Origin of the sequence: Niveibacterium sp. COAC-50 (assembly GCF_013184235.1) — a bacterium.
GTDB classification, from domain to species: domain Bacteria; phylum Pseudomonadota; class Gammaproteobacteria; order Burkholderiales; family Rhodocyclaceae; genus Niveibacterium; species Niveibacterium microcysteis.
Genome location: NZ_JABCJM010000004.1, coordinates 100,572 through 122,454, shown reverse-complemented (window position 1 = coordinate 122,454; position 21,883 = coordinate 100,572). Strand labels below are relative to the sequence as shown.

22 protein-coding genes are annotated in these 21,883 nt (G+C 65.5%); 10 read left to right on the top strand and 12 right to left on the bottom strand.

Features of this window, described 5'->3' with window-relative positions; genetic code table 11:
- Position 1: 1 nt before the first annotated feature.
- The 12 genes from HH302_RS16105 to ruvB all read right to left on the bottom strand — a co-directional run bounded on the left by HH302_RS16105 (position 2) and on the right by ruvB (position 11,637).
- Entirely contained in the window at positions 2–421 is a 420-nt protein-coding gene (locus HH302_RS16105; protein ID WP_172203272.1) for an ExbD/TolR family protein, read from the bottom strand.
- A 79-nt stretch (positions 422–500) separates the two neighbouring features.
- Positions 501–1,178: a protein TolQ gene (gene tolQ, locus HH302_RS16100; protein ID WP_172203271.1), complete on the bottom strand. Its 678-nt coding sequence runs from the start codon at positions 1,176–1,178 to the stop codon at positions 501–503.
- Positions 1,175–1,618, bottom strand: a complete 444-nt coding sequence (ybgC, locus tag HH302_RS16095) for a tol-pal system-associated acyl-CoA thioesterase (RefSeq protein WP_172203270.1) — start codon at positions 1,616–1,618, stop codon at positions 1,175–1,177. Before ybgC ends, tolQ begins: the two co-directional genes overlap by 4 nt.
- A 64-nt stretch (positions 1,619–1,682) precedes the next feature.
- Entirely contained in the window at positions 1,683–2,981 is a 1,299-nt protein-coding gene (locus tag HH302_RS16090; RefSeq protein WP_172203269.1) for a DUF6445 family protein, read from the bottom strand.
- Positions 2,982–3,012: 31 nt separating this feature from the next.
- A complete protein-coding gene (locus HH302_RS16085; protein WP_172203268.1) occupies positions 3,013–4,320 on the bottom strand; it encodes a DUF58 domain-containing protein in 1,308 nt (435 codons plus the stop codon).
- Positions 4,321–4,327: 7 nt separating this feature from the next.
- On the bottom strand, positions 4,328–5,299 hold the full coding sequence (locus tag HH302_RS16080; protein ID WP_172203267.1) for a MoxR family ATPase: 972 nt from the start codon (positions 5,297–5,299) through the stop codon (positions 4,328–4,330).
- A complete protein-coding gene (locus HH302_RS16075) occupies positions 5,296–6,513 on the bottom strand; it encodes a DUF4350 domain-containing protein (protein ID WP_172203266.1) in 1,218 nt (405 codons plus the stop codon). The genes HH302_RS16080 and HH302_RS16075 overlap by 4 nt, the downstream gene beginning before the upstream one ends.
- Positions 6,510–8,015: a DUF4129 domain-containing protein gene (locus tag HH302_RS16070; protein ID WP_172203265.1), complete on the bottom strand. Its 1,506-nt coding sequence runs from the start codon at positions 8,013–8,015 to the stop codon at positions 6,510–6,512. Before HH302_RS16070 ends, HH302_RS16075 begins: the two co-directional genes overlap by 4 nt.
- Complete coding sequence (locus HH302_RS16065; RefSeq protein WP_172203264.1) at positions 8,005–8,988, bottom strand: stage II sporulation protein M; 984 nt, start codon at positions 8,986–8,988, stop codon at positions 8,005–8,007. Before HH302_RS16065 ends, HH302_RS16070 begins: the two co-directional genes overlap by 11 nt.
- On the bottom strand, positions 8,985–9,671 hold the full coding sequence (locus tag HH302_RS16060; protein ID WP_172203263.1) for an RDD family protein: 687 nt from the start codon (positions 9,669–9,671) through the stop codon (positions 8,985–8,987). The genes HH302_RS16065 and HH302_RS16060 overlap by 4 nt, the downstream gene beginning before the upstream one ends.
- Before the next feature lie 7 nt (positions 9,672–9,678).
- On the bottom strand, positions 9,679–10,470 hold the full coding sequence (locus tag HH302_RS16055; RefSeq protein ID WP_172203262.1) for a BPSS1780 family membrane protein: 792 nt from the start codon (positions 10,468–10,470) through the stop codon (positions 9,679–9,681).
- Between the two features lie 105 nt (positions 10,471–10,575).
- Positions 10,576–11,637 (bottom strand): Holliday junction branch migration DNA helicase RuvB, encoded by a 1,062-nt coding sequence (gene ruvB / locus HH302_RS16050; RefSeq protein ID WP_172203261.1) that lies wholly within the window; start codon positions 11,635–11,637, stop codon positions 10,576–10,578.
- A gap of 222 nt (positions 11,638–11,859) precedes the next feature.
- Here ruvB and HH302_RS16045 point away from each other — a divergent pair, with 222 nt between their 5' ends.
- The 10 genes from HH302_RS16045 to HH302_RS16000 all read left to right on the top strand — a co-directional run bounded on the left by HH302_RS16045 (position 11,860) and on the right by HH302_RS16000 (position 21,861).
- Positions 11,860–13,002, top strand: coding sequence for a methyl-accepting chemotaxis protein (locus HH302_RS16045; protein ID WP_172203260.1), 1,143 nt, complete (start codon positions 11,860–11,862; stop codon positions 13,000–13,002).
- A gap of 15 nt (positions 13,003–13,017) precedes the next feature.
- The gene (locus HH302_RS16040; RefSeq protein WP_172203259.1) at positions 13,018–13,386 is read left to right on the top strand and encodes a response regulator; all 369 of its coding nucleotides are present in this window, start codon (positions 13,018–13,020) and stop codon (positions 13,384–13,386) included.
- A gap of 11 nt (positions 13,387–13,397) precedes the next feature.
- Positions 13,398–13,721: a lipid asymmetry maintenance protein MlaB gene (locus HH302_RS16035; protein WP_172203258.1), complete on the top strand. Its 324-nt coding sequence runs from the start codon at positions 13,398–13,400 to the stop codon at positions 13,719–13,721.
- Positions 13,722–13,736: 15 nt separating this feature from the next.
- Positions 13,737–15,920 carry a chemotaxis protein CheA gene (locus HH302_RS16030; protein WP_253946179.1) on the top strand — a complete coding sequence of 728 codons (2,184 nt, stop codon included), beginning with the start codon at positions 13,737–13,739 and terminating at the stop codon, positions 15,918–15,920.
- 64 nt (positions 15,921–15,984) lie between these two features.
- A complete protein-coding gene (locus HH302_RS16025) occupies positions 15,985–17,622 on the top strand; it encodes a methyl-accepting chemotaxis protein (RefSeq protein ID WP_253946178.1) in 1,638 nt (545 codons plus the stop codon).
- 14 nt (positions 17,623–17,636) lie between these two features.
- A complete protein-coding gene (locus tag HH302_RS16020) occupies positions 17,637–18,176 on the top strand; it encodes a chemotaxis protein CheW (protein ID WP_172203256.1) in 540 nt (179 codons plus the stop codon).
- Positions 18,177–18,193: 17 nt separating this feature from the next.
- Positions 18,194–19,009 carry a protein-glutamate O-methyltransferase CheR gene (locus HH302_RS16015; RefSeq protein ID WP_253946177.1) on the top strand — a complete coding sequence of 272 codons (816 nt, stop codon included), beginning with the start codon at positions 18,194–18,196 and terminating at the stop codon, positions 19,007–19,009.
- A complete protein-coding gene (locus tag HH302_RS16010) occupies positions 19,006–19,527 on the top strand; it encodes a chemotaxis protein CheD (RefSeq protein ID WP_172203254.1) in 522 nt (173 codons plus the stop codon). Before HH302_RS16015 ends, HH302_RS16010 begins: the two co-directional genes overlap by 4 nt.
- Positions 19,527–20,621 (top strand): chemotaxis response regulator protein-glutamate methylesterase, encoded by a 1,095-nt coding sequence (locus HH302_RS16005; RefSeq protein WP_172203253.1) that lies wholly within the window; start codon positions 19,527–19,529, stop codon positions 20,619–20,621. The genes HH302_RS16010 and HH302_RS16005 overlap by 1 nt, the downstream gene beginning before the upstream one ends.
- A complete protein-coding gene (locus HH302_RS16000) occupies positions 20,611–21,861 on the top strand; it encodes an EAL domain-containing response regulator (RefSeq protein WP_172203252.1) in 1,251 nt (416 codons plus the stop codon). The genes HH302_RS16005 and HH302_RS16000 overlap by 11 nt, the downstream gene beginning before the upstream one ends.
- The last annotated feature ends 22 nt before the right edge of the window (positions 21,862–21,883 follow it).

Genomic DNA, 21,883 nt, shown 5'->3' with positions numbered 1-21,883 from the left:
CTCAGCGCTTGCCCTGCTGGACCAGCAGGCCAACCTTCTGCACCTGATTCTTCTGCAGAAGATCCATCAGGTTCATCACGGCTTCGTATTTCACGCGCTTGTCGGCAGCGATCAGCACTGGCTGTTCGGTGTTACGAGCCTGCGCGTCCTGCAGCAGACCGACTAGCTCGTTCTCGCTGACCTCCTTCGTCTGTGCGCCCTTGCGTGCGCGGTCGACGACCGAGAGCTGGAGGTTCTCGTCCAGATGCACTTCGATGGGCTGAGCGGGTGGCTGCGGCGCCTTGCCGACCGAGGGCAGGTTCACATTGCCGGTGGTCATCATCGGTGTGGCCACCATGAAGATGATCAGCAGCACCAGCATCACGTCGATGTAGGGCACGACGTTGATCTGGTTCATCATGCGGCGCGGACGACGGCTCATGAGGCCTCCTGCCGGGTCGCCCCACGGGCGGCGCGCGAGCCTTGGAGGGCGCGCGAACGAATGCTTGAGTGCGGTGCCATCACTTCAACTGGCGCTGCAGGATGTTCGAGAATTCTTCCTGGAAGCTCTCGAAGCGGGTGGCGAGGCGGTCGATGTCGTAGGCAAAGCGGTTGTAGGCAACCACCGCCGGGATCGCAGCGAAGAGGCCGATTGCGGTGGCAACCAGCGCCTCAGCGATGCCGGGCGCGACCTGCGACAGGGTGGCCGAGCCGACGTCACCAAGACCTTTGAAGGCGTGCATGATGCCCCACACCGTACCGAAGAGGCCGACATACGGGCTCACCGAACCGGCGGAGGCGAGGAACGCGGTGTGGGCTTCGAGGTCGTCGAGCTCGCGCTGGTAGGTGGCGCGCATCGCGCGGCGGGCGCCGTCGATGATGTCCGAGGCATCGAGGTTGTTCTGGCCGCGCAGCTTGGCGAATTCGCGATAGCCGGCTTCGAAGATGCGGCCCAGCGGCCCGACCATTTCGCGCGAGGCCGATGCGCTGCGGTAGATCGCGCCGAGGTCGCCGCCACTCCAGAACTCGCGTTCAAACTCGGTGGTGCGCGCGCGCGCGGCGCGGATTGCGATGCCCTTGCGGAAGATCCAGTACCACGACATCAGCGACACAACGATCAGCAGCAGCAGCACCAACTGGACGACGATGCTGGCGTGCGCGATCAGCGAAAGGATGGAAAGGTCGTCGTTTCCGGTCATCGATGGGATTCCGAATGAGAGTCAAGGTTGGACGCCATCAGCGTCCGGATGTCAGGCGGCACCGACGTGGGCTTGCGTTTGTTCCAGTCCACGCAGACAACGCTGACACGGGATTCAAACAAGCGTTCGCTGCCGCGCATGACGGTCTGGGCGAATACGATCTTCGAGCGGCCCATTTCGGCAACGTAGGTTTCTACCGTTAGCGCATCGTCGAGCACACCGCTCTTGAGGTACTCGGCTTCGACGTTGCGGACCACGAAAACCAGTCCGCGTTCCTCGCGCAGCATCTGCTGCTCAAAACCAAGTGCCCGCAGCCACTCGGTGCGGGCACGTTCGCAGAACTTGAGATAGTTCGCGTAATACACGACACCAGCGGCGTCGGTGTCCTCGTAATAGACGCGCACCGCGAAGCGATGCGCCGGGGCGTGGTGTCGATGCATCGCACAATTTTACACGCCCGGCACCTACTCACTGGTAACCACACGTAACCAACGGTTTGTCCGTTCAGGCCGGCTCAAAGAAGAAGAGCTGCACCAGGCGCCCGTCCTGCAGGGTCGAGCCGAATACGTTCGACAGCGAATGGAAGAAATGGCCGCGGTACAGAACGAGGCGGTTGTTGCGCATCGGCAGTTCGACGATAGGCTCCCAAGCGTCGCGGCCGTCGGCGATCTCATTGAACGGGCGGCTCGCCTGATTGGGCAGCCAGCGCTCCTGGAATGCCTTGAAGCTACGGAAGCCCGCGGCCCGGACTTCTTCGTCCGGCAAACGGCGTTCCCAGCCGGTATCGCGATGGCGCCAGAACATCGTGCCGCCCTGTTCCTGACCGGGCAGGTTGAGGTAGAGCACTGCAGCGAAGCGATCCCAGTTGTCGCCGTCTTCGTTGTCGACGTGGATGTCGGTTCGTGCGGTCGAGCCTGCGTAAGACACGCGGTAAGCGCCGGTGTCGGGAGATATCCACTTGACCCGCCGCCCCAGCGCGCTGGCGACCAGGGCCATGATGTCCTGCGGATCAGTGCCCTTGGTCTGCAAGCCGGGGAAATTCTGGCCGGCGTAGACGATGGGCTGGAAGTCCTGCTCCAGCGCGTGTTCGCGGTAGCCGAGCGGGTGCTTGAGTGCGTCGTCGATGATCGCGAGGCCGGTTGCCTCGGCGAAGGCGGCAAGCGCCTCCGGCTTGGCCATCGACGGATGGCGTGCTGCGTCCGGCTGCAACTGGATGGTCCGTGGCGCGAGCGCCGGATCCGGATCCGCGTAGCCGATGCGTCGCTGATCGAGAATCTTTGGATTGAGTGCCACCGCGCGCCGATGTGCATCCACGGCGCTTTCGAGCTGGCCTTCAAAATAGCAAAGCTGCGACAGCGCGTCCCACACATCAGCGGCGTCCGGCTGTTGCTCGGCGACGGCGCGCAGATGCGTGATCGCAAGCGCTCGGTCGCCCAGTCGCTCAGCAAGCTGGGCGATGCGTCGCCGCGTATCGGTCTCCGTCGGGTCGATCTCGGCTGCGCGTACAAACGCTGCGAGGCCTTCGCGATCACGTCCGATTTCGCACAGCGCCTGCCCGAGGTTGAAGAAGGCCGATGCGTCGTCCGGCAGTTGTTCTGCAGCGCGGCGCATCATCGCCAGCCCGGGCTCCCTTAAGCCCATCTGGAAAAGCGCCAGGCCCTGGTACTTGCTCGCAGCATGCAGGTTGGGGGCGGCGCGAAGAGCGGCCTGGTAGGCCTGAACCGCCTCTGGCAGGCGGCCCCGCTGATGCAAGGCCATTCCTTGCGCGAGGAACAGATTCGGATCTGGCTGACGTGCTTTCATCGGCGCATTTTACCCACCGCGCCGGAAAGTCTCAGAGGCGACCCTCTGCCTTGACCGCCAGATAGCGGTTGACTGTTGTAATTGCGAGCGATTCGGGCGTGGTGTCGAGGCAGAGCACGCCGGCTTGGCGCAAGCGGCGAAAGCACGCCTCGCGGCGGCTGCGGTAATCGTGGGCGGCGCCGTGTAGCGCCGCGCTGTCGAGATCTCCGACCGGCATATCGACGATCGCGTCCAATGCACGTTCGCGCAGGCTGGCCACCAGCACCAGATGCCGGCTGCCCAACAGGCGTGCCGCGGCGAGCAGGTTGTCGTCGTCCTCGTCGCGCAGGTTCGTGAGAATCACCACCAGCGCCCGCTTCTTGTCGCGCGCCAGCAACTGCTGCGCGGCTTTTTCAAAGTCCGAGGCTTCGAGCGTCGGTTCGAGGTCGTACACCGCGTCGAGGATGCGCGTCAGCGTGCTGCGTGACTTGTGCGGCGCCAGCATGCGGCTGTGGCCGCCCAAGGTGTGCAAGCCGACAGCGTCGCCGTGCCGCAGGCCGACCTGGGCGAGCAGCAGTAGCGCGTCGAGTGCATGATCGAAATGCGACAGGCTGCCATCGCGTGCGCCCATGCGGCGTCCGGCATCAAGCATCAGGATGATGCGCTGGTCGCGTTCGTCCTGGTACTCGCGAGAGATCAGCTTGCCCAGCCGCGAGGTGGCGCGCCAATCCACCTGGCGCGGGCTATCGCCTTCGCGGTACTCACGCAACTGCTCGAAATCGAGCCCCTGGCCGCGACGGCGACGCTTGAGCACGCCGCTGGCGGCGCTGCGAGCATCGGCGGCGAGCAAGGCATGGCGGCTATACACCGTGAAGTTGGGATAGACGCGCACGCGGTTGGCAACCTCGATGCGGTGCTGGCGTTGCCAGAGCCCGAGCGGCGAGCGGACGCGCAGCGCGACCGGGCCGAAATGGTGCTCGCCACGCGCTTTCGGATGCAGCCGATAGGTAACGACAGCCGCGCGACTGGCCGAGAGTTCGATCGCCACCGGCATGCCATGCATATCACAGGCGGCCGGCGCATGGTCGCAGACGGAAGCTGATCGCGGCCGCTTGCCATGCCATCCGATCGTCAGCGTCACGGGCGAGCTCTCGCCCAGCGGCAGGGCGTGTTCAACCCGTCGTGCGGCGCTGGGTGCGTGTTCCCACCAGCTCAGCGCGGCGTCGACGGCCGCCAGCGCGGCAAGGCCCGCGGCGACGATCAGCCACGCCGACAGCAGCCAGGGCCAAAGCGTCGGCGCCAGCGCGGCGGCGGCCAGTGCGGCGACGATCAGCAGCAGGGGGCGGGAGGGCAGCAGCATCAAGCGCTCAGGTGCGTGGCGCGTCGACCCGCGTGAGCAGGTCGTCCAGCAATGCCGCCATTTCGACGCCTTCGATTTCGGCCTCGGCCGAGCGCAATACGCGGTGACGCAGCGCGGCGGGCGCGACGGCCTTGATGTCGTCGGGCAGCACATAGTCGTGGCCAGCGAGCAGCGCACGGCCGCGCGCAGCGCGCACCAGTGCAATCGCGCCGCGTGGGCCACTGCCGATCGCGATGCCGGGCCAGTCACGCGTTGCGCGGGTGAGCCGAACGGCATAGTCGAGCACCGCGTCGTCGACCGGCAGGTGGGCGACCAGTTGCTGCATCGCTAGCAACTGGTCGGTGCTGGTGACGGTGTTGACCGCATCGACTTCGAGCCGGTCCGCAACACGCCCGCCGGTCGCCCAGGCAACCAGCGCGCGTTCGTCGGCGTGCGCCGGGTAGTCGATCAGCACCTTCAGCAGGAAGCGGTCGAGCTGGGCTTCGGGCAGCGCGTAGGTGCCTTCCTGCTCGATCGGGTTTTGTGTCGCGAGCACCAGGAACGGCGGCGGAAGCGGCTCGGCCTTGCCATCGATCGTCACCTGGCCCTCCTGCATCACTTCCAGCAGCGCGGCTTGTGTCTTGGCCGGGGCGCGGTTGATTTCATCGGCCAGCAGCAGGTTGGCGAAGACCGGCCCGCGTCGCGTCAGGAACTGGCCGCTGCGTGCGTCGTAGAGGGTATGGCCGGTTACGTCGGCCGGCATCAGATCGGGCGTGAACTGGATGCGCGAGAAGCTGCCTTCGAAGGCCTTCGCCAGCGCTTTCACCAGCAAGGTCTTGCCCAGACCGGGAACGCCTTCGAGTAGCACATGGCCGCCCGCGAACAGCGCACACAGCGTTTCATCCACCACCTGCCGCTGACCGATGAAGACGCGGCTGACTTCGTCGTGCAGCGCGCGGGCGAGGCGGTGGGCATCGCTGAGGGAAAGCGGAGATGTCATCGTGTCTTCCTTCGTGCAGAACCGGGGCGCGCAGCGCGCAGCCGAGTGTCGAGCTGCGCCAGGGTGGTTGCCTGGCGCAGATAGTGATGGGCGTCGCGCGGCGTCGTTTCCAGCGCTTCGGTGATGGCTTCTGGCGTGAGTGCCGCGCGCTTCGCCGCGTCGGTGATTTGTTCGGCGGTGTTGCCGGGCAGTTTGGCCAGCAGCCGTCGGACTTCGTCGCGCGGGCCGCGCAAGAGGGCCTCATATTGGCGCTGACGCAGCAGGAAGGCGGCGAGCGCACGCAAGTGAAGTTGCAGGCCGGGGCGTGAAGCAGGGGGAACCGCCTGCAAGGCGCCGAAGCGTATGCCGGCTCGCCACAACAGAAGCATCACCAGTGTGCCAAGTGACAGAATCAGCAGCGGCGCGCGCTGCCACAGCCATAGTGGCAGGGCTGGGTATTCCGGTTGCGTGGCGAAGATGACTTCGTCACGATCGCCCTCGAGCAGCACCGCTGCGGCGAAGCGCGCGTTGTCCTGCTGGCCGATGTTGGGGTTGAGCATCGGGCGGTCGTCACACAGCACGGTCAACGCGCCCTTGCCAACGCGGAAGCGGGCGACGGCGATCGCTTCTGCGGTGTCGAGCGCCTTGCCGGCAGGCGCCTTGGCGTGCGCGTTGCTCTCGTCGGGCTCATCGTCTTCGTCGTCACCGCGTCGGGGTTTGTAGCCCTTTACGGTGGCCTGCCACATGACAGGGTGGCTCGTGGTGAATACGTCGCACTGGCGGATACCGACCAGCATCGGGCGCCCCTCAATGTCGATGCGTGCGCCGGATTTGGCCACGTGCATGCCGAGCGCCTGAATGCCAAACGATTTTGACAGGCGTTGGGGTTGCCACGAACCGGGCACGGCGATCACTGCGTGGCCGCCGGCATTTACCCAGGCGGCGATCTGCTCACTGGTTCGCCCCGCTGCGGCGTCCGGCAAAGCCTGGTTGAGCCAGAGCGTGGCGTGTTGCGGCAGGCGGGCCAGCTCGGTCGCGTCCTGAATGACGCGGGTGCGGTAGCCCAAAGCCGCAATCATGCGTCGCGCGGCGAGCGCGTCATCGCGCAGCGCCTCGCCGCTCGGGCGGGCCGGCACATCGACCTCGACCCATTCGAGGCGCGGCAGTAGCCAGGCGCTGGCGATCACGATCAGGCCGATCACCAGCAAGATCGCCAGGCGACGGTCGCGGCTCACTGGCGGCCTCCGAAGGCCTCGCGCCAGCCGGCGCAGAGCGCGTCGCCTTCGCCTTCGGCCAGCTCGGCATGGGCGTAGGCGACGGTTTGCCAGGTGCGCGTCAGCAGCGCGAAGTAGGCGCGCATGCCACTGCCCGCACGGGTTACGCGCATCAGGCAATCGCCTTCGGTATCGCCACGTGCGAAGGGGATGTGTGCCTGATGCGCCAGACGCGACAGGGCGCCGCGGTAGAGCAGGCCCAGCGCTTCGCGGTGACGGCCGGCGGCGAGCAACTGGCGTGCGGCGTCGGCCACATCGTCGGGCAGCGATTCAGGGCGGATGTCCAGGCCCGCGACTTCTGCCGGAGGTGGCGGAGGGGTGCGACGGGCACGAACCACGCCGAGCTGTCGCAGCAGCAGACGCAGCAGTATCGCGGCCACAATCGCGATGCCGATCCAGCCCGCAACGCGCAGGCCTTCGGCCATCCAGCGGCCCGCGCCGCGCCAGAACTCGAGCCATCGCTTGAACCAGCCCGGCGCGTCCTTGGCGGGCGCGTCCGGTTCTGTGCGCAGTTGGAGCTCCTGGCGCTTGCGGTGCTTGCCGAACTCGGGCGCTTTCAGGACATCGGCGATGACAGACGGGGCCTTTCTGATGGCGGCCTCACGTTGCGGCTCGGCCGCTTGGGCGTCTGGCAGCGGCAGCATCAGGGTGCCGCAAGCTACCGCCAGCGCCAGCATGGTGAGCCGCTTGGCACCTTCGCTCGCAAGGCGGCGGAACAGCAGCTCCACGTCCCAGGCCTCAAGGTCGGTGCGGCGCTTGAGGTAGAGCGCAAAACCCCCTGCGACATAGAACGGTTCGATCAGCGCGACCACGCAGGCGTAACTGAGGTTGAAGCCGAGCTCAACCCAAAGCACCTGCTGCGGATCGACAACGTCGTTGCCAGTCATCGCGGGCCAGATGTGTTCGAGGATCGAAACCCGTTCGGGCAGCAGGTTCTCGATCAACGCGATGACGCCCAGCAACAGTACGTACTCGAAGTTGGTGCAGCAGAACATCAGGCCGAACCCGGCGCCGCCAACGCGGTTGGCGACAATGCGGCGGCGATCGCGCGCGATGCGGCCCTTGAGCCCTTCGAGCTGATCCACCGGCAGCCGCGTGCTGCGCAGCGGGTCGAGCCGTCGCCAGAGCAGCGCCGGCAACAGCGCACTGCGGCGGATCAGCCCCGGCAGTGCGCGCCAGGTTTGGCGCACGCCGGGCTGTTCGCCGAACACGGCGTGTGACAGGCCGTGCAGCAGCGCGCGATCGTAGAGCGGCTTCAGCCACCAGATCAGCATCCCGGCCAGGGTGGGCATTTCCAGCCCGTAACCAACCAGGGCGATGATCAGCAGCGCAGGCGGCAGAACGACCGCGAAGCTGCTTGCGAAGATGCTGCGCGCATGGGCTTGCACCAGCCGCATCCCGAGGTCCACCGCTTCAAGGCCGCTGCGTGGGCGCAGCACCAGCGCCAACTGCTCAGGGCGCATCGCGTCTCCCCGCAAGCAGCAGATAGCCCAGCACCAGCAACCAGTTGAAGCAGCCCACAGCAATCTTGATCTGCAGCGGCAGCGTGCGCGGTGACCAGAAGGCTTCCAGCGCGGCGGCGATGACAAGCATTGCGGCTGCGCCCGCCACGACGCCGATCACGCTGCGCGCCGCCAAGCGCAGCGCGGCGCCGCGGATACGCTCGCCGGGCGCCAGCAGCGCGAGCCCCAACCGCAGGCCGGCAGCGCCGCAGAGCACGATGGCGCTCAGTTCGAAACTGCTGTGTCCGGCCACGAAGGAATAGAAGCGCACCGCATGGCCGAGGTTGACCACATGGCCCTCGACAGTGCCCATGAACACACCGTTGTAGAGCAACATCAGCAGTGTGCCGAGGCCTGCGAACAACCCGCTCGCGAAGGTGCGGAAGCCGATCCCGATGTTGTTGTAGATGTAAAAGCCGAACATCGTCAGGTCGTCGCGTGCGCCACGCGCCGTGCCGAGCTCCGCGGCGTCGGGGCCGTACATCGTGTCGAACTGTGCGAGCTGCTCCGCCGGCAACACGATGTAGGCGAAATCGGGCGATAGCCGCACTGCAATCATCGTGGCGACATAGGGCAGCGCGAAGGCAAGCAGCGCAGCGAGCACGACGCGCCATTCACGCCGCACATCGCGCGCAAAGCCGCCAGCGAGGTACTGGCCGAAACGGCGCATGCCACCCCCCGGCGTGCCATACAGGCGATCGTGCCCTTCAAGGGCCAGCCGATGCAGCCGCTCAGTCAGCGCGGGACCGTAGTCGCGCGACTGGGCAAGCGCCAGGTGCTGGCAGATCTCGCGGTAGCGCGGTGCCATATTGTCATCGGCGAAGGGGGCGGGCTGCTTGGCGCGCTGGCGCCGCGGCAGGCGCGCGAAGGTGAGCCACTGTTCGAAGGCGTCCCAGCGCGCACCGAAGCGCGCTTCGAACTGTTCCTGCCTCATTGCTCGCGCCCACTCAGGTAGTGTGCGAGGCCGTAAAGCCGTGACACCGCAAGCGCGCCGTGGGCGTCATCGGTCAGCATCGGCGCCTGCTCAGCGAGTTCCTCCGCGCGTTCCGGTGAGAGTCGCGGTGCGCGCTCGGCGAAGGCCAGTACCGCACGCTGCGCGGTGCGCGACATCGGCTGGTGTGGCCGCCAGCGGGGCGCATCGGGCGCGACCGGTAGGGCGACCGCGGCACGCCGGTAGGTCACCACGGTGTCGGCAACGATGTCGCCGAGGCGGCGGAATTCCCGCGTGGCGAGCATCGAAACCAGACCGATGGCGTAGAAGAAGGGCAGGAAGTCGACCACGCGCAACAGGTTGCGCGTCATCGATGCAGCCCATCCGATCGGGCTGCCGTCCGCATTCAGCACGACCAGCCCGACTGCACGTTTGCCGGGCGTTGCGCCGCCGGCAAGCACTTCGAACAAAACCGGGTAGAACCATTCGATCAGGAAGGCACCAACCAAGATCAGACCGGTGCCCGCCTTGCCGAAGGCGCTGAGCGGGAAGGCCAGCGCCAGATAGATGCCGAATCGGATCGCGAGGTCGACAAACCATGCCAGCGCCCGGGCGACCGGCCCCGCGCAATGCAGCCGCAGGGCGATCAGCTCAGGTGTGGAGACTTCGCGAACCGTGTCGAGCATCAAGGGGTCAGGCGTTACCCGTCTCGATGAAGATGTCGCGGTAGGCGACATACACGGTCAGCATCAGGACCGGGAACAGCACCAACCAGCCCAGGCCGAGCGGAATCGTCGCAGCGATCGCGAGGACGATGTAGGACAGCATGCCGACCAGTCCGGCGAGGATGTTCTTGAAGCTACCCTTGATGCTTGCCTGCATGGCCTGGATGGCGCTCATCTTCTGTTCGAACACCAGATAGGGCGCGAAGATCACGCTGGTGGCGAGCAACATGATGACAACGAAGAAAAGCAGGCCCATGCCGATGCCGGTGCCGGCCATCGCGGCAATCGACGCACGGCCGCCGAAGAGGGCACCGAACAGTCCGGACGTGCCAACCACGATCGCGACGATAGCGCCGATCGCGAAGATCGCACCGATGTAGATCACCCCGATAAGCAGCAGCTGCCCAGTCTGCTCACGGAAACCATCGAAAATCTGGCCGACTTCGAAGCTGCCCTTGGTGCGCTGGCTTGTTGCACACGATGCGAAGCCTGCCGAGACGAGCGGGAAGGCAACGCCGACGACGATGTTCACCAGCGGGATCAGCGACGCCACCATCATGACGCCGAAGGTGATCAGGATCACCAGCCACCACATCATTGGCTGTTGCTTGAACAGCTGCCAGGCATCGACGAACCAGCCGAACCCGCGCCCGGCGGCGACGGTGCGGCCTTCGGGAATCAGAGTCTCGGCTGAATCGCTGGCGGGGGCTGCGTCACGAACTTCGGCCGACGGCGGTGCGTAGGGGTTTTGTTCAGACATGGTCGCGTCTCACGGTGGCGGGGAAAGCGGCATCTTAATGCAGGCGGAATGGCCGGTGCCGATGTTCCGCCTAGCGCGGCGTGATGCGCCACACGCCCGGGGTGCTCAGTCCTTCCAGAGTTCCGGTGTGGCGCTGTTGGGTGGCAGCAGGCCCAGATGGCGATACACCGCAGCTGTGGCGACACGGCCGCGCGGGGTGCGCTGCAGGTAGCCCTGCTGGATCAGGTAGGGCTCGAGCACATCCTCGATCGTGTCGCGCGATTCCCCGATCGCGGCGGCGAGGTTGTCGACGCCGACCGGGCCGCCGGAGAACTTCTCGATCACCGCGTCGAGCAGCTTGCGGTCCATGATGTCGAGGCCGACCGGGTCGACGTCGAGCATGGTCAGCGCGGCATCCGCAACCGGGCGGGTGATTTCGCCGTTCGCCTTTACTTCGGCGAAGTCGCGCACGCGGCGCAGCAGGCGGTTGGCGATACGCGGGGTGCCGCGAGCGCGGCGGGCGATTTCGAGCGCGCCATCGTCCTCGATGCCGACTTTCAGCAATTGCGCGGAGCGGCCGACGATCTGGCGCAGCTCTTCGGCGTTGTAGAACTCGAGCCGGGCGACGATGCCGAAGCGGTCGCGCAGCGGATTGGTCAGCATGCCGGCGCGGGTGGTGGCGCCGACCAGCGTGAAGGGCGGCAGGTCGAGCTTGACCGAGCGGGCGGCCGGGCCCTCGCCGATCATGATGTCGATCTGATAGTCCTCCAGCGCGGGGTAGAGCACTTCCTCGACCACCGGCGAGAGGCGATGGATCTCGTCGATGAACAGCACGTCGTGCGGTTCAAGGTTGGTCAGCAGCGCGGCCAGATCGCCCGCGCGTTCCAGCACCGGGCCTGAGGTCTGGCGCAGGTTTACGCCCATTTCGGCGGCGATGATGTGGGCCAGCGTGGTCTTGCCCAGGCCTGGCGGGCCGAACAGCAGCACATGGTCGAGCGCTTCCTTGCGGTTGCGTGCGGCGCCAATGAAGATCTCCAGCTGCTCGCGGATCTTAACCTGCCCGGTGTAGTCGGCCAGCCGCTTGGGCCGCAGCGCGCGCTCAAGCGCCTCCTCCTGCGAGGATGCGGGTGCGGCGGCGACAAGGCGCTCGCTGGGCGGAAGGGGGCTGAGCCGGTCGGTTTCGATCATGGTGATGCGAGTTTAGCGCGACTTCCTGCCCGGGCCCGCAGGGCCGTTCGTGATGTCCCTGCACGCCGCTACTGCCTAGGCAATCCTGTTTGCGAAGTTTTACAAGTTGTCTCAAGTTCGTTGCGGGGGCGCCGATAAACCACTCGGGCATCTGGCGCGTCAGTGTTTTCGCGCGTCGATCCGCGAGCAGCCTTGAATCCCTTCCCTGCAACGGAGACTGAAATGGGTCTGGCGGCAACTCTTTCCCGGCGTCCGGCACTCGTCGCCCTCGTTGTCCTCAATATCCCGATCAGTGCGTGGCTTGCTGCCACATGGTGGTGGGGCCTCGCCTGGTCCGTGCTTCTGGCGGTGGGTTTGCTCTGGGCGGGGCGCGAAGCCTCGCCGCCGAAATCCGCCGTTGCGGTCGAGCCCTCGGAGCGCAGCGGGATGGCACAGCGCGTGGACCACACCTTGCCGCATCTGGTTGCCGACGTCGTGCCGCTCTGGAACAAGCATGTCACGCAGGCGCAGGAGCAGATGCGCTCGGCGATCAATGCGCTGGCGCAGGGCTTCGCTTCGCTGAGCCAGCGGCTGGCGGCCAATGCCGGTGTTGGCAATGACGAAGCGCAGGCGCTGCAGACGATCCAGCACGCCGAGCGCGGGCTGCGCGAGATGGTCGAAACGCTCAACCAGACACAGGCATTCCGCGCGCGCCTGATCGAACAGATCGGCGGCGTGGCGGCATACACCGAGCAGTTGCAGCGCATGGCGGAGGATGTGGCCAACATCGCCAAGCAGACCAACCTGCTGGCACTCAATGCCGCCATCGAGGCGGCGCGCGCTGGCGAGAGCGGCCGTGGCTTTGCGGTGGTGGCCGATGAGGTGCGCAAGCTCTCCACCCAGTCGGGCGACACCGGCCAGCGGATACGCGGCATCGTTGCGACGGTGGCGGATGCGATTAGGCAGACCCTCACGATGTCGGAGACCTTCGCCAAGGACGAGCAGGCGATCGTCGAACAATCGCGTGCGACGGCCGAACGCATCATCGGCGATTTCAACGGCACCGCGCATGCGCTGCAGGATTCGGTGTCGGCCCTGCAGGCGGAACGCCGCGAAGTGGAAGCGGACATCGAGGCGGTGCTGGTCAACCTCCAGTTCGAGGATCGGGTGCATCAGATTCTCGACCACATCCTGCAGGACATGTCGCACCTGGCCGAGGCCTCGCGCACGCTGACCGAGAACCCGGACCAGGCTGCCTTGCTCGACGTGAAGGCCTGGATGGATCGCCTGGCCAGCAGCTACACCACGCTCGAACAGCACGAAGTCCACCACGGCAAAGGTGCCACGAGCGCCAAGCCGATCGCGAGCGGCATCACCTTCTTCTAGCAACCAGGCACGACCATGAGCAAAACCATCCTGATCGTTGATGATTCCTTCAGTCTTCGCCGCACCTTGGCGATTGCCCTTAAGGGCGCCGGCTACGACGTGATCGAGGCAGGTGACGGCAAGGAGGCGCTGGGCTGCCTCGATGGCCGCAAGTTCAACCTGATCATCTCCGACGTGAACATGCCGAACATGGACGGCATCAGCTTCGTCAAGGCGGCGAAGCAGTTGCCGAACTACCGCTTCACGCCGGTGATCATGCTCACCACCGAAACCGACCAGAGCAAGATTGCCGAAGGCAAGGCGGCGGGGGTGCGTGCCTGGGTGGTCAAGCCCTTCCAGCCGCCCGCGCTGCTCGATGCGGTGGCCAAACTGATCGCACCCTGACGGAGGCAGCCATGCCGGTAAGCGAGAAAACGCGGGACGGCGGCCATGTGCTCTGCATCACCGGCGGCATGACGATCTTCGAGGCGGCGGAACTGCGCGAACGCCTCAGCGCCGCGCTGGCTGCGGCGCCACAGGGGCTCGCGGTGGACCTGTCCGGTGTCGAGGAAGTCGATACCGCGGGCACACAGCTGCTGATCGCGCTCAAGCGGCAGGCTGCGAAAGAGGGCAAGGCGCTCGAATACTGTTTGCACAGTGCCGCCGTGCTGGGCGTGATCGATCTGTTGAATCTGGCCGGCGTGCTGGGCGATCCAGTACTCGTGGCCAGCGCGGGGTGAATGATGGAAATGGACATGGCCCGCGAAGCGCTGGTGCAGGAAGCGCGCGAACTGCTGGTGGCGATGGAGAACGCGCTGCTGGAAATCGAGTCCGACGGCGCCAACCCGGAAGCGGTCAACGCGATCTTCCGTGCCGCGCACACGATCAAGGGCTCGGCTGGGCTGTTTGCCTTCAACAATATCGTCAGCTTCACCCACATCGTCGAGAGCCTGCTGGATCGCATTCGCAAACGCGAAGTTGCGATCGACGATGCGATGCTTTCACTGCTGCTCAAGTGTGGCGACTACATCGGCGTGTTGGTCGATGCGATCGCCGAGCGCAAGGAGGACGACGAGCCCGACCCGGCGCGCCGTGCCGCCCTCGAAGCCGCGCTGCAGGCGCATCTTGAGCCCGTGCCGGAGCCTGCTGCGGCCGCAACGACGGCGGTCACCGCAACCGCCGATGCCGAACCTGAACAGGTGGCCGGCAGCGCGGGCGTCGCGAGTGACAGCTGGCACCTGTCGCTGCGCTTCTCACCCGATGTGCTGCGCCACGGCCTCGATCCGATCGCCTTCCTGCACTACCTGCGCACCTTGGGCCGCATCGTCTACATGGAGACCGTCTCTGACGAAATGCCAGCGGCGGATGCGATGGACCCGGAGGCCTGCTACCTCGGATTCGAGATCGGGTTGCAGACCGACGCCGACCGGCAGGCGATCGAAGGCGTATTCGAATTCGTCCGCGATGACAGCCAGATCAAGATCCTGCCGCCCAACGGCAAGATCGAGGAATACGTCGACCTGATCAACTCGATGGCCGATCCGGGCCGGTTGGGCGAGATCCTTGTTCAAGGCGGCGCCTTGACGCCGGCGGAGCTTGAGCGGGTGCTCGAGCTGCAGCAGAAGCAGCACATCCGCAAGCCGATCGGTGGCCTGCTGGTCGAGCGCGAAATCGTGCCAGAGGCGGTCGTCACCGCCGCACTGACGCGCCAGAAGCAGAGTGAAGAACGCAAGGCGCAGGAGCAGAAGTTCATCAAGGTGGAGGTGTCGAAGCTCGATGCACTGATCGATCTCGTCGGCGAACTGGTGATCGCCGGCGCCGGAACGCGGCTGATCGCTCGCCAGCGCAAGGACCCGGCCTTCGAAGAGGCATCGCAGTCGCTATCCACGCTGGTCGAGCAGATTCGCGACGCGTCGCTGACGCTGCGCATGGTGCCGATCGGTGAGGTCTTCCAGCGCTTCCCGCGCGTGGTGCGCGACATCTCGCGGGATCTCGGCAAGAGCATCGAACTGGTGATCACCGGGGCCGAGACCGAACTCGACAAATCCATGGTCGAGAAGCTCGCAGACCCGCTCATGCACATCGTGCGCAACGCGATGGACCACGGCATCGAAGCCACCGAGGCGCGTGCGACCGCCGGCAAGTCACTGAACGGCACGCTGCGCCTGAACGCGTACCACGATTCCGGCTGCATCGTCATCGAGGTGTCGGACGACGGCCGTGGCCTCAACCGCGAACGCATTCTTGCGAAGGCGATGGAGCGCGGCCTTGTGGCGGCGGACGCGGTGCTGAGCGACGGCGACATCTTCCGGCTGATCTTCGAGCCGGGGTTCTCCACCGCCGAGCAGATCACCAACCTCTCCGGCCGTGGCGTCGGTATGGATGTGGTGCGCAAGAACGTCGAGGCGCTGCGCGGCGAGGTCGACGTGTTGAGCGTCGCAGGCGAGGGCACTACCGTCCGAATCCGCCTGCCGCTGACGCTCGCGATCATCGATGGTTTCCAGGTCATGGTGGGCGAATCGATCTTCGTGCTGCCACTCGATCTGGTGGTCGAGTGCATCGATCTGACCGAGCACCACGCGCAGCACAGCATCGTGCAACTGCGCGGCGAGCCGTTGCCCTTTGTCCGGCTGCGCGAGCTGTTCGACATGCCTGTGGTGGAGGGCGTGCGCGAGAGCCTGGTCGTGGTGCAGTTCGGCAACAACCGGGCTGGCGTGGTGGTCGACCGCCTGCTCGGCGAGTTCCAGGCCGTGATCAAGCCGCTCGGCGAACTTTTCATACATTTCAAGACCGTCAGCGGTTCCACCATCCTCGGTGATGGCCGGGTCGCGCTGATCCTTGATGTGCCCCGTTTGATCGAGATGGCGTCGAGCCGTGATCACGAACTCGCCCGGCGCCCTCGCACCGTAGCCGGGCAACTGCCGTTGGCTGGCGAATGACCGTAACGACCAAGACCGATTCAAGAAACCTGCTGAAGTGCCCTCGAAAGTCAGGAGTATGAAAATGAAACTGGTCCACAAAATGCTCAGCCTGGTCCTGGCGGCGCTGTTCGGCATCGTCGTGCTGGTGGGCGTGAATTACCAGAAGGCCAACGACCTGTTCGAGGCCGCGAACTTCTCCACCGTGAATGTGGTGCCGAGCCTCATTGCGCTGAACACAATCAACAACGCTACCGGCGACAACGTCACGGCCGTGTGGCGCATGGCGCAAGCCAAGACGCCGGCCGAGATCGCAGAGATCGAGCAGTACACCGCTGCGAACTCGAAGAAGGCCAACGAGGCCTTTGCGCTCTATGAAAAGGATCTGGTTGCGGACGACAAGGACCGCGCCTTGCTGAAAGAAGAGATCGGCATTCGAGACTCGATACGCGCCGTGCGGACGAAGTACATCGATCTGCTCAAACAGGGCAAGCGTCCGGAGGCGATGGCAGTGCTTTCTGGCGAGCTTGCGCCGCTGTTCGACAAGTACGACAAAGCGCTCGATGCCCACATCCAGTACAACGTGGGGATTGCCAAGGACGCCGAGAAGACTGCTGTTGACGTCAAGTCCCGTTCAACGCTGGTCGCGCTTGCGACGGCTGGCGTCACGCTGTTTGTCGTTGCGCTGATCGGCTTTCTCGTGACGCGCTCGATCTTTCGGTCGCTGGGCGGCGAGCCCGACTATGCGTCGTCGGTGGTGCAACAGGTTGCCGAGGGCGATCTGACCGTCGCCATCCAGACAGCCAAAGGTGACGAGACCAGCTTGCTGGCGAGCATGAAGCGGATGGTCGAACGCCTGACCGGAACGATCTCCGAAATCAGTGAGAACGCAACGGCGCTTGCCTCAGTGTCAGAACAGATCTCGGCTTCTGCGCAGACACTTTCACAGAACGCCTCCGAGCAGGCTGCGAGCGTCGAACAGACCAGTTCCGCGGTGGAGGAAATCACCTCCACTGTCGCGCAGAACACCGAGAACGCGCGGGTGACTGACACGATGGCCACTACCTCCGCAACCGAGGCGGGCGAGGGCGGCGCTGCCGTGAAGGAAACCGTTGCCGCGATGCGCCAGATCGCGAACAAGATCGGCATCATCGACGACATCGCTTATCAGACCAACCTGCTCGCGCTCAACGCGGCGATCGAGGCCGCCCGCGCTGGCGAGCACGGCAAGGGTTTCGCCGTGGTGGCCGCAGAAGTGCGCAAGCTCGCCGAGCGCAGCCAGGTGGCCGCGCAGGAGATCAGCGGGCTGGCTGGCAACAGCGTCGCGATGGCCGAGCGCGCCGGGGGCCTGCTCGACCAGATGGTGCCCGCCATCCGCAAGACGGCCGATCTTGTGCAGGAGATTTCGGCTGCTTCGCGCGAGCAGACGCACGGCCTTGGGCAGATCAGCTCGGCGATGAGCCAGCTGGCCGAGACCACGCAGGCCAATGCCTCGGCGTCGGAAGAGCTGTCGTCGTCGTCAGAGGAGATGAGCGCTCAGGCGGTACAGCTGCAGGAGCTGGTTGGTTTCTTCAAGGTCGCCGACGCAACACATGGCCGCGGTCACGGGGCCATGCGCGCGGTACGCAAGAGCGTGGCCAAGCCCGCACCGGCCGGCACCCGCCGTTCGACGCTGGACCGGGGTGACGATCCGGTCGACGAATCGTCCTTCACCCGGTTCTGAGCGGAGGCGCTGCCATGAGCAATCTGCCTGCCACAACGGCGGCTAACCGCATCGCCCGTCAGCAGGATACGCCCAGCGGTCGTCAATTTCTGACCTTCACGCTGGGTGGCGAGATGTTCGCGATCCCGCTCGAGCACATCCGCGAGATCATCGAATTCGGCGGGCTGACCGAGATTCCGATGATGCCGGAGTTCCTGCGCGGGGTAATCAACCTGCGCGGCGCGGTGGTGCCGGTGATCGACCTCGCTGCTCGGTTCGGCCGGCCGCCCACCGCCATCGCGCGCCGCACCTGCATCGTGATTCTTGAAGTCATGCAGGAAGAGCAATTGATGCCGCTGGGCGTGATCGTCGATGCGGTCAGCGAGGTGCTGTCGGTCGAGCATAGCCAGATCGAACCGCGGCCCAGCTTCGGCGCGAAGATTCGCGCGGAGTTCATCGAAGGCATGATCAATCACCACGACAAGTTCGTCGTCGCGCTGGACATCCAGCATGTGCTGTCGGTGGACGAAATGGCGTCGCTGATCGGATTTGGCACAGCGGCGGCGCCCGGCTGAGGTCATCGATGGGCGTGATGCGGGAGCGACCCGCCGAGGCCAGCGACCAGGAGATGCGGCTGTTCCAGCAGCTCTTCTATCAGCACGTCGGTATTCACCTCGCGGAGTCGAAGAAGCCCTTGCTGTGCGGGCGGTTGGGCAACCGACTCGCGGAGCTGGGCATCACCCGTTATCGCGACTATCACGACCTGATCGCGGCACCCGATGGGGTGGAGGAGCGCCAGCGCGCCATCGACCTGATCACCACCAACGAAACCTACTTCTTTCGCGAGCCGCACCACTTCGAGTTCATGCAGAAAGAGGTGGTGCCCAACGTGCCGCCCCACGGCTTCGATGTGTGGAGCGCAGCCTGCTCGACCGGCGAGGAGCCCTACACGATCGCGATGCTGCTGCAGGAACTGCGGCCGGGGGCGCCCTGGCGCGTCGTTGCATCGGATGTCAGCTCGCGGGTGCTGCGTTATGCGCGCCGCGGCTTGTACCCGATGTCGCGCGGCCAGAAGATTCCGCATACCTACCTGAAGCGCTACTGCCTCAAGGGCATCGGCGAGTATCAGGGGCACTTTCTCGTTGAACGCGCGCTGCGCGAACGAGTCGAATTCAAGCAGACCAATCTGACTGAAGCGCCCCGCCACAACGCGCGCTTCGACGTGATTTTTCTGCGCAACGTGCTGATCTATTTCGATCGCCCGACCAAACAGAAGGTACTGGCCAACGTCACCTCGCAGCTGCGGCCCGGCGGCTGGCTGTTCGTTGGCCATTCCGAATCCATGAACGGATTGCTTGAGGGGTTCGAATCCTGGGCGCCTTCGATTCACCGCAAGCCGCTGCCATGAGCCACCGCGTCTTCATCAATCCGGGTGGCGTCTACTTTGGCGAAGGCGACGAGCGCATCGAGACGCTGCTTGGGTCCTGCGTGGCGGTGACGATCTGGCATCCGGAGCGCCGCATTGGCGGCATGTGCCACTTCCTGCTGCCGCGCCGCCCGGTCGATGTGAGGCTGCGCCTTGCTGCGCCGGACGGGCGCTATGGCACCGATGCAATCCAGGCCTTGGTGGACCACGCGCGGCGACGCGGCACGCGGCTGGCGGACTACACGGTGAAGATTTTCGGAGGAGGCCGGGTGCTCGATATGGAGCCTCGCCATGGCAGTGTGGGGGACCAGAACGCGCGATTCGTGATGCAGCAGATCGAATCCCTGGGGCTGGTTGCATCGGCGGTGGATTTGACCGGCGATGGCTATCGTTACCTGCGCTTTGAATTGAGCAGCGGGGATGTCTGGGTCAAGCGCGGGCAGGGTGTGATGGGCGGGCGGCGCTCAGCGGCGCGGCCGGAAACCGGGAGATTGGGCTGATGCCTATCAACGTGATGATCGTCGATGACTCCGCGGTGGTGCGGCAGGTCATGGAAGACGTGCTCAAGCGCCACCACGACATCAAGGTGATCGCCACCGCGGCCGACCCGATCTTCGCGATGGCGAAGATGCAACAGCAGTGGCCCGACGTGATCGTGCTCGACATCGAGATGCCGCGCATGGACGGCATCACCTTCCTGAAGAAGATCATGAGCACGCGGCCGACGCCGGTGGTGATCTGTTCGACGCTGACCGAGAAGGGCGCCGACATCACGATGGAGGCGCTCTCTGCCGGTGCACTGAGTGCGATCACCAAGCCGACGCTGGGCCTGAAGGACTTTCTGCAGGACAGCTCCGCCGATCTCGTTTCGGCGATTCGCGCTGCAGCGTGTGCACGCGTTGGCCGCCTGCGCACCGCACCGCTGCGGGCGGACCCACAACGCACGAAGGTGCCGGGAGCGCCGGCGCCAAAACTCACCGCCGATGCAGTGCTTGATGCGCCGGTCGCCAACAGCCACTTGCCGACGACCGAGAAGATCGTTGCCGTGGGTACCTCGACCGGGGGTACGCAGGCGCTGGAAGTGGTGCTCTCGGCGCTGCCGCGCAACAGCCCCGGCATCGTGGTGGTGCAGCACATGCCGGAGAAGTTCACGCAGAGCTTTGCCAAGCGACTCGATTCGCTCAGCGAGATCGATGTGAAGGAGGCGGAGCACAACGACCGCATCGTGCCCGGCCGCGCACTGATCGCACCCGGCGGCAAGCACATGGTCGTCAAGCGCAGCGGCGCGCAGTATTTCGTCGAGGTCATCGACGGCCCGCTGGTGAGTCGTCACCGCCCCTCGGTGGATGTGCTGTTCCGCTCGGTCGCCAAGGCGGCCGGGCGCAACGCGGTCGGCGTGATCATGACCGGCATGGGTGACGACGGCGCGCGTGGCATGAAGGAAATGTTCGACACCGGCGCCAAGACCTTCGCGCAAGACGAGGCCAGCTGCGTGGTGTTCGGCATGCCGAAGGAGGCGATCGAGCATGGTGGCGTGACCGAAGTGATCTCGCTGTCGCAGGTTGCGGGAGTGATCGAGCGCCATGGACGATAAACGTTATCCGCAGGTGGACTCCGTGCTCGTCGTTGACGACAGCGCGGTGCAGCGCCAGCACGCGGTGGCGCTTGCGAAGGGGCTGGGCATCCAGCTGGTGTACGAAGCCGGCAACGGCGTCGAGGCGCTCGAATTGCTTGCCCTGCTGACCGTGCCGCCGGCGCTGCTGGTGATCGATCTCGAAATGCCGGACATGGACGGCGTCGAGCTGATCCAGCAGTTGCGCGAGCGGGGCATCCAGATCCCGATCATGGTGGCGTCCAGCCGTGATCTGACCTTGATTGACTCGGTCGAGGCGATGACTGCGGCACTCGGGCTCGAGATTGTCGCTGCGCTGCAGAAGCCGCTGGGCGCCGAGCAGCTGGCTGATGCGCTGGACCGCATCGGACGCGCGGGCAAGGCGATTGCTCAGGGTTCCGCCGCGATCTTCGTGCCGCTCGGCGAGTCGGAGCTGGCCGATGCGATCCGCGGTGGGCAGATCGTTCCGTACTATCAGCCCAAGGTCGATGTGCGCAGCGGGATGATCAAGGGCGTCGAAGCGCTTGCGCGTTGGCAACACCCGGAGCGCGGCATGATCGCGCCCGACACCTTCATCCCGCTGGCGGAACGCTCCGGCCTGATCCGCGAACTGACGATGAAGATGACCGAGCGCGCGCTGGCGCAGGCGGCGCAGTGGAACGCGCGCGAGCTGCGCCTGACGATGGCGATCAACCTGTCACCGCTGTCGCTCGACACTCCGGGCTTTCCGCAGGAAATGCGCTTGCTGCAGGAAGCCAGTGGCGTGCCCGCCGAGCAGATCGTCTGGGAGATCACCGAGAGTTCAGTGGTGGCCAATCTTGGCGCTGCACTGGGCACGCTCGCGCGGCTGCGTTTGAAAGGCTTCGGGCTGTCGATCGACGACTACGGCACCGGCTTTTCATCGATGCAGCAGCTCGCCCGCATTCCCTTCACCGAACTGAAGATCGATCGCAGCTTCGTGCACGGTGCGAGCCGGAAGCAGCACTTGAAGGTGATCCTGCAGTCGGCGCTCGATATGTCGAACCGGCTTGGCCTGGTGTCGGTGGCCGAGGGCGTCGAGACGATGGAGGATTGGCGCCTGCTGCAAGAGTCCGGCTGCTCGGTCGCGCAGGGCTTCCTGATCGCCAGGCCGATGCCCGGCGACGAGCTCGCCGGCTGGCTCAAAGGCCACCTCACGCGCGTGCGCGAGCTGCGGCAGGAGAAACCCGCGCGGCCGGCTTAGGGCTTGTGGCCGGCCCTGCGCT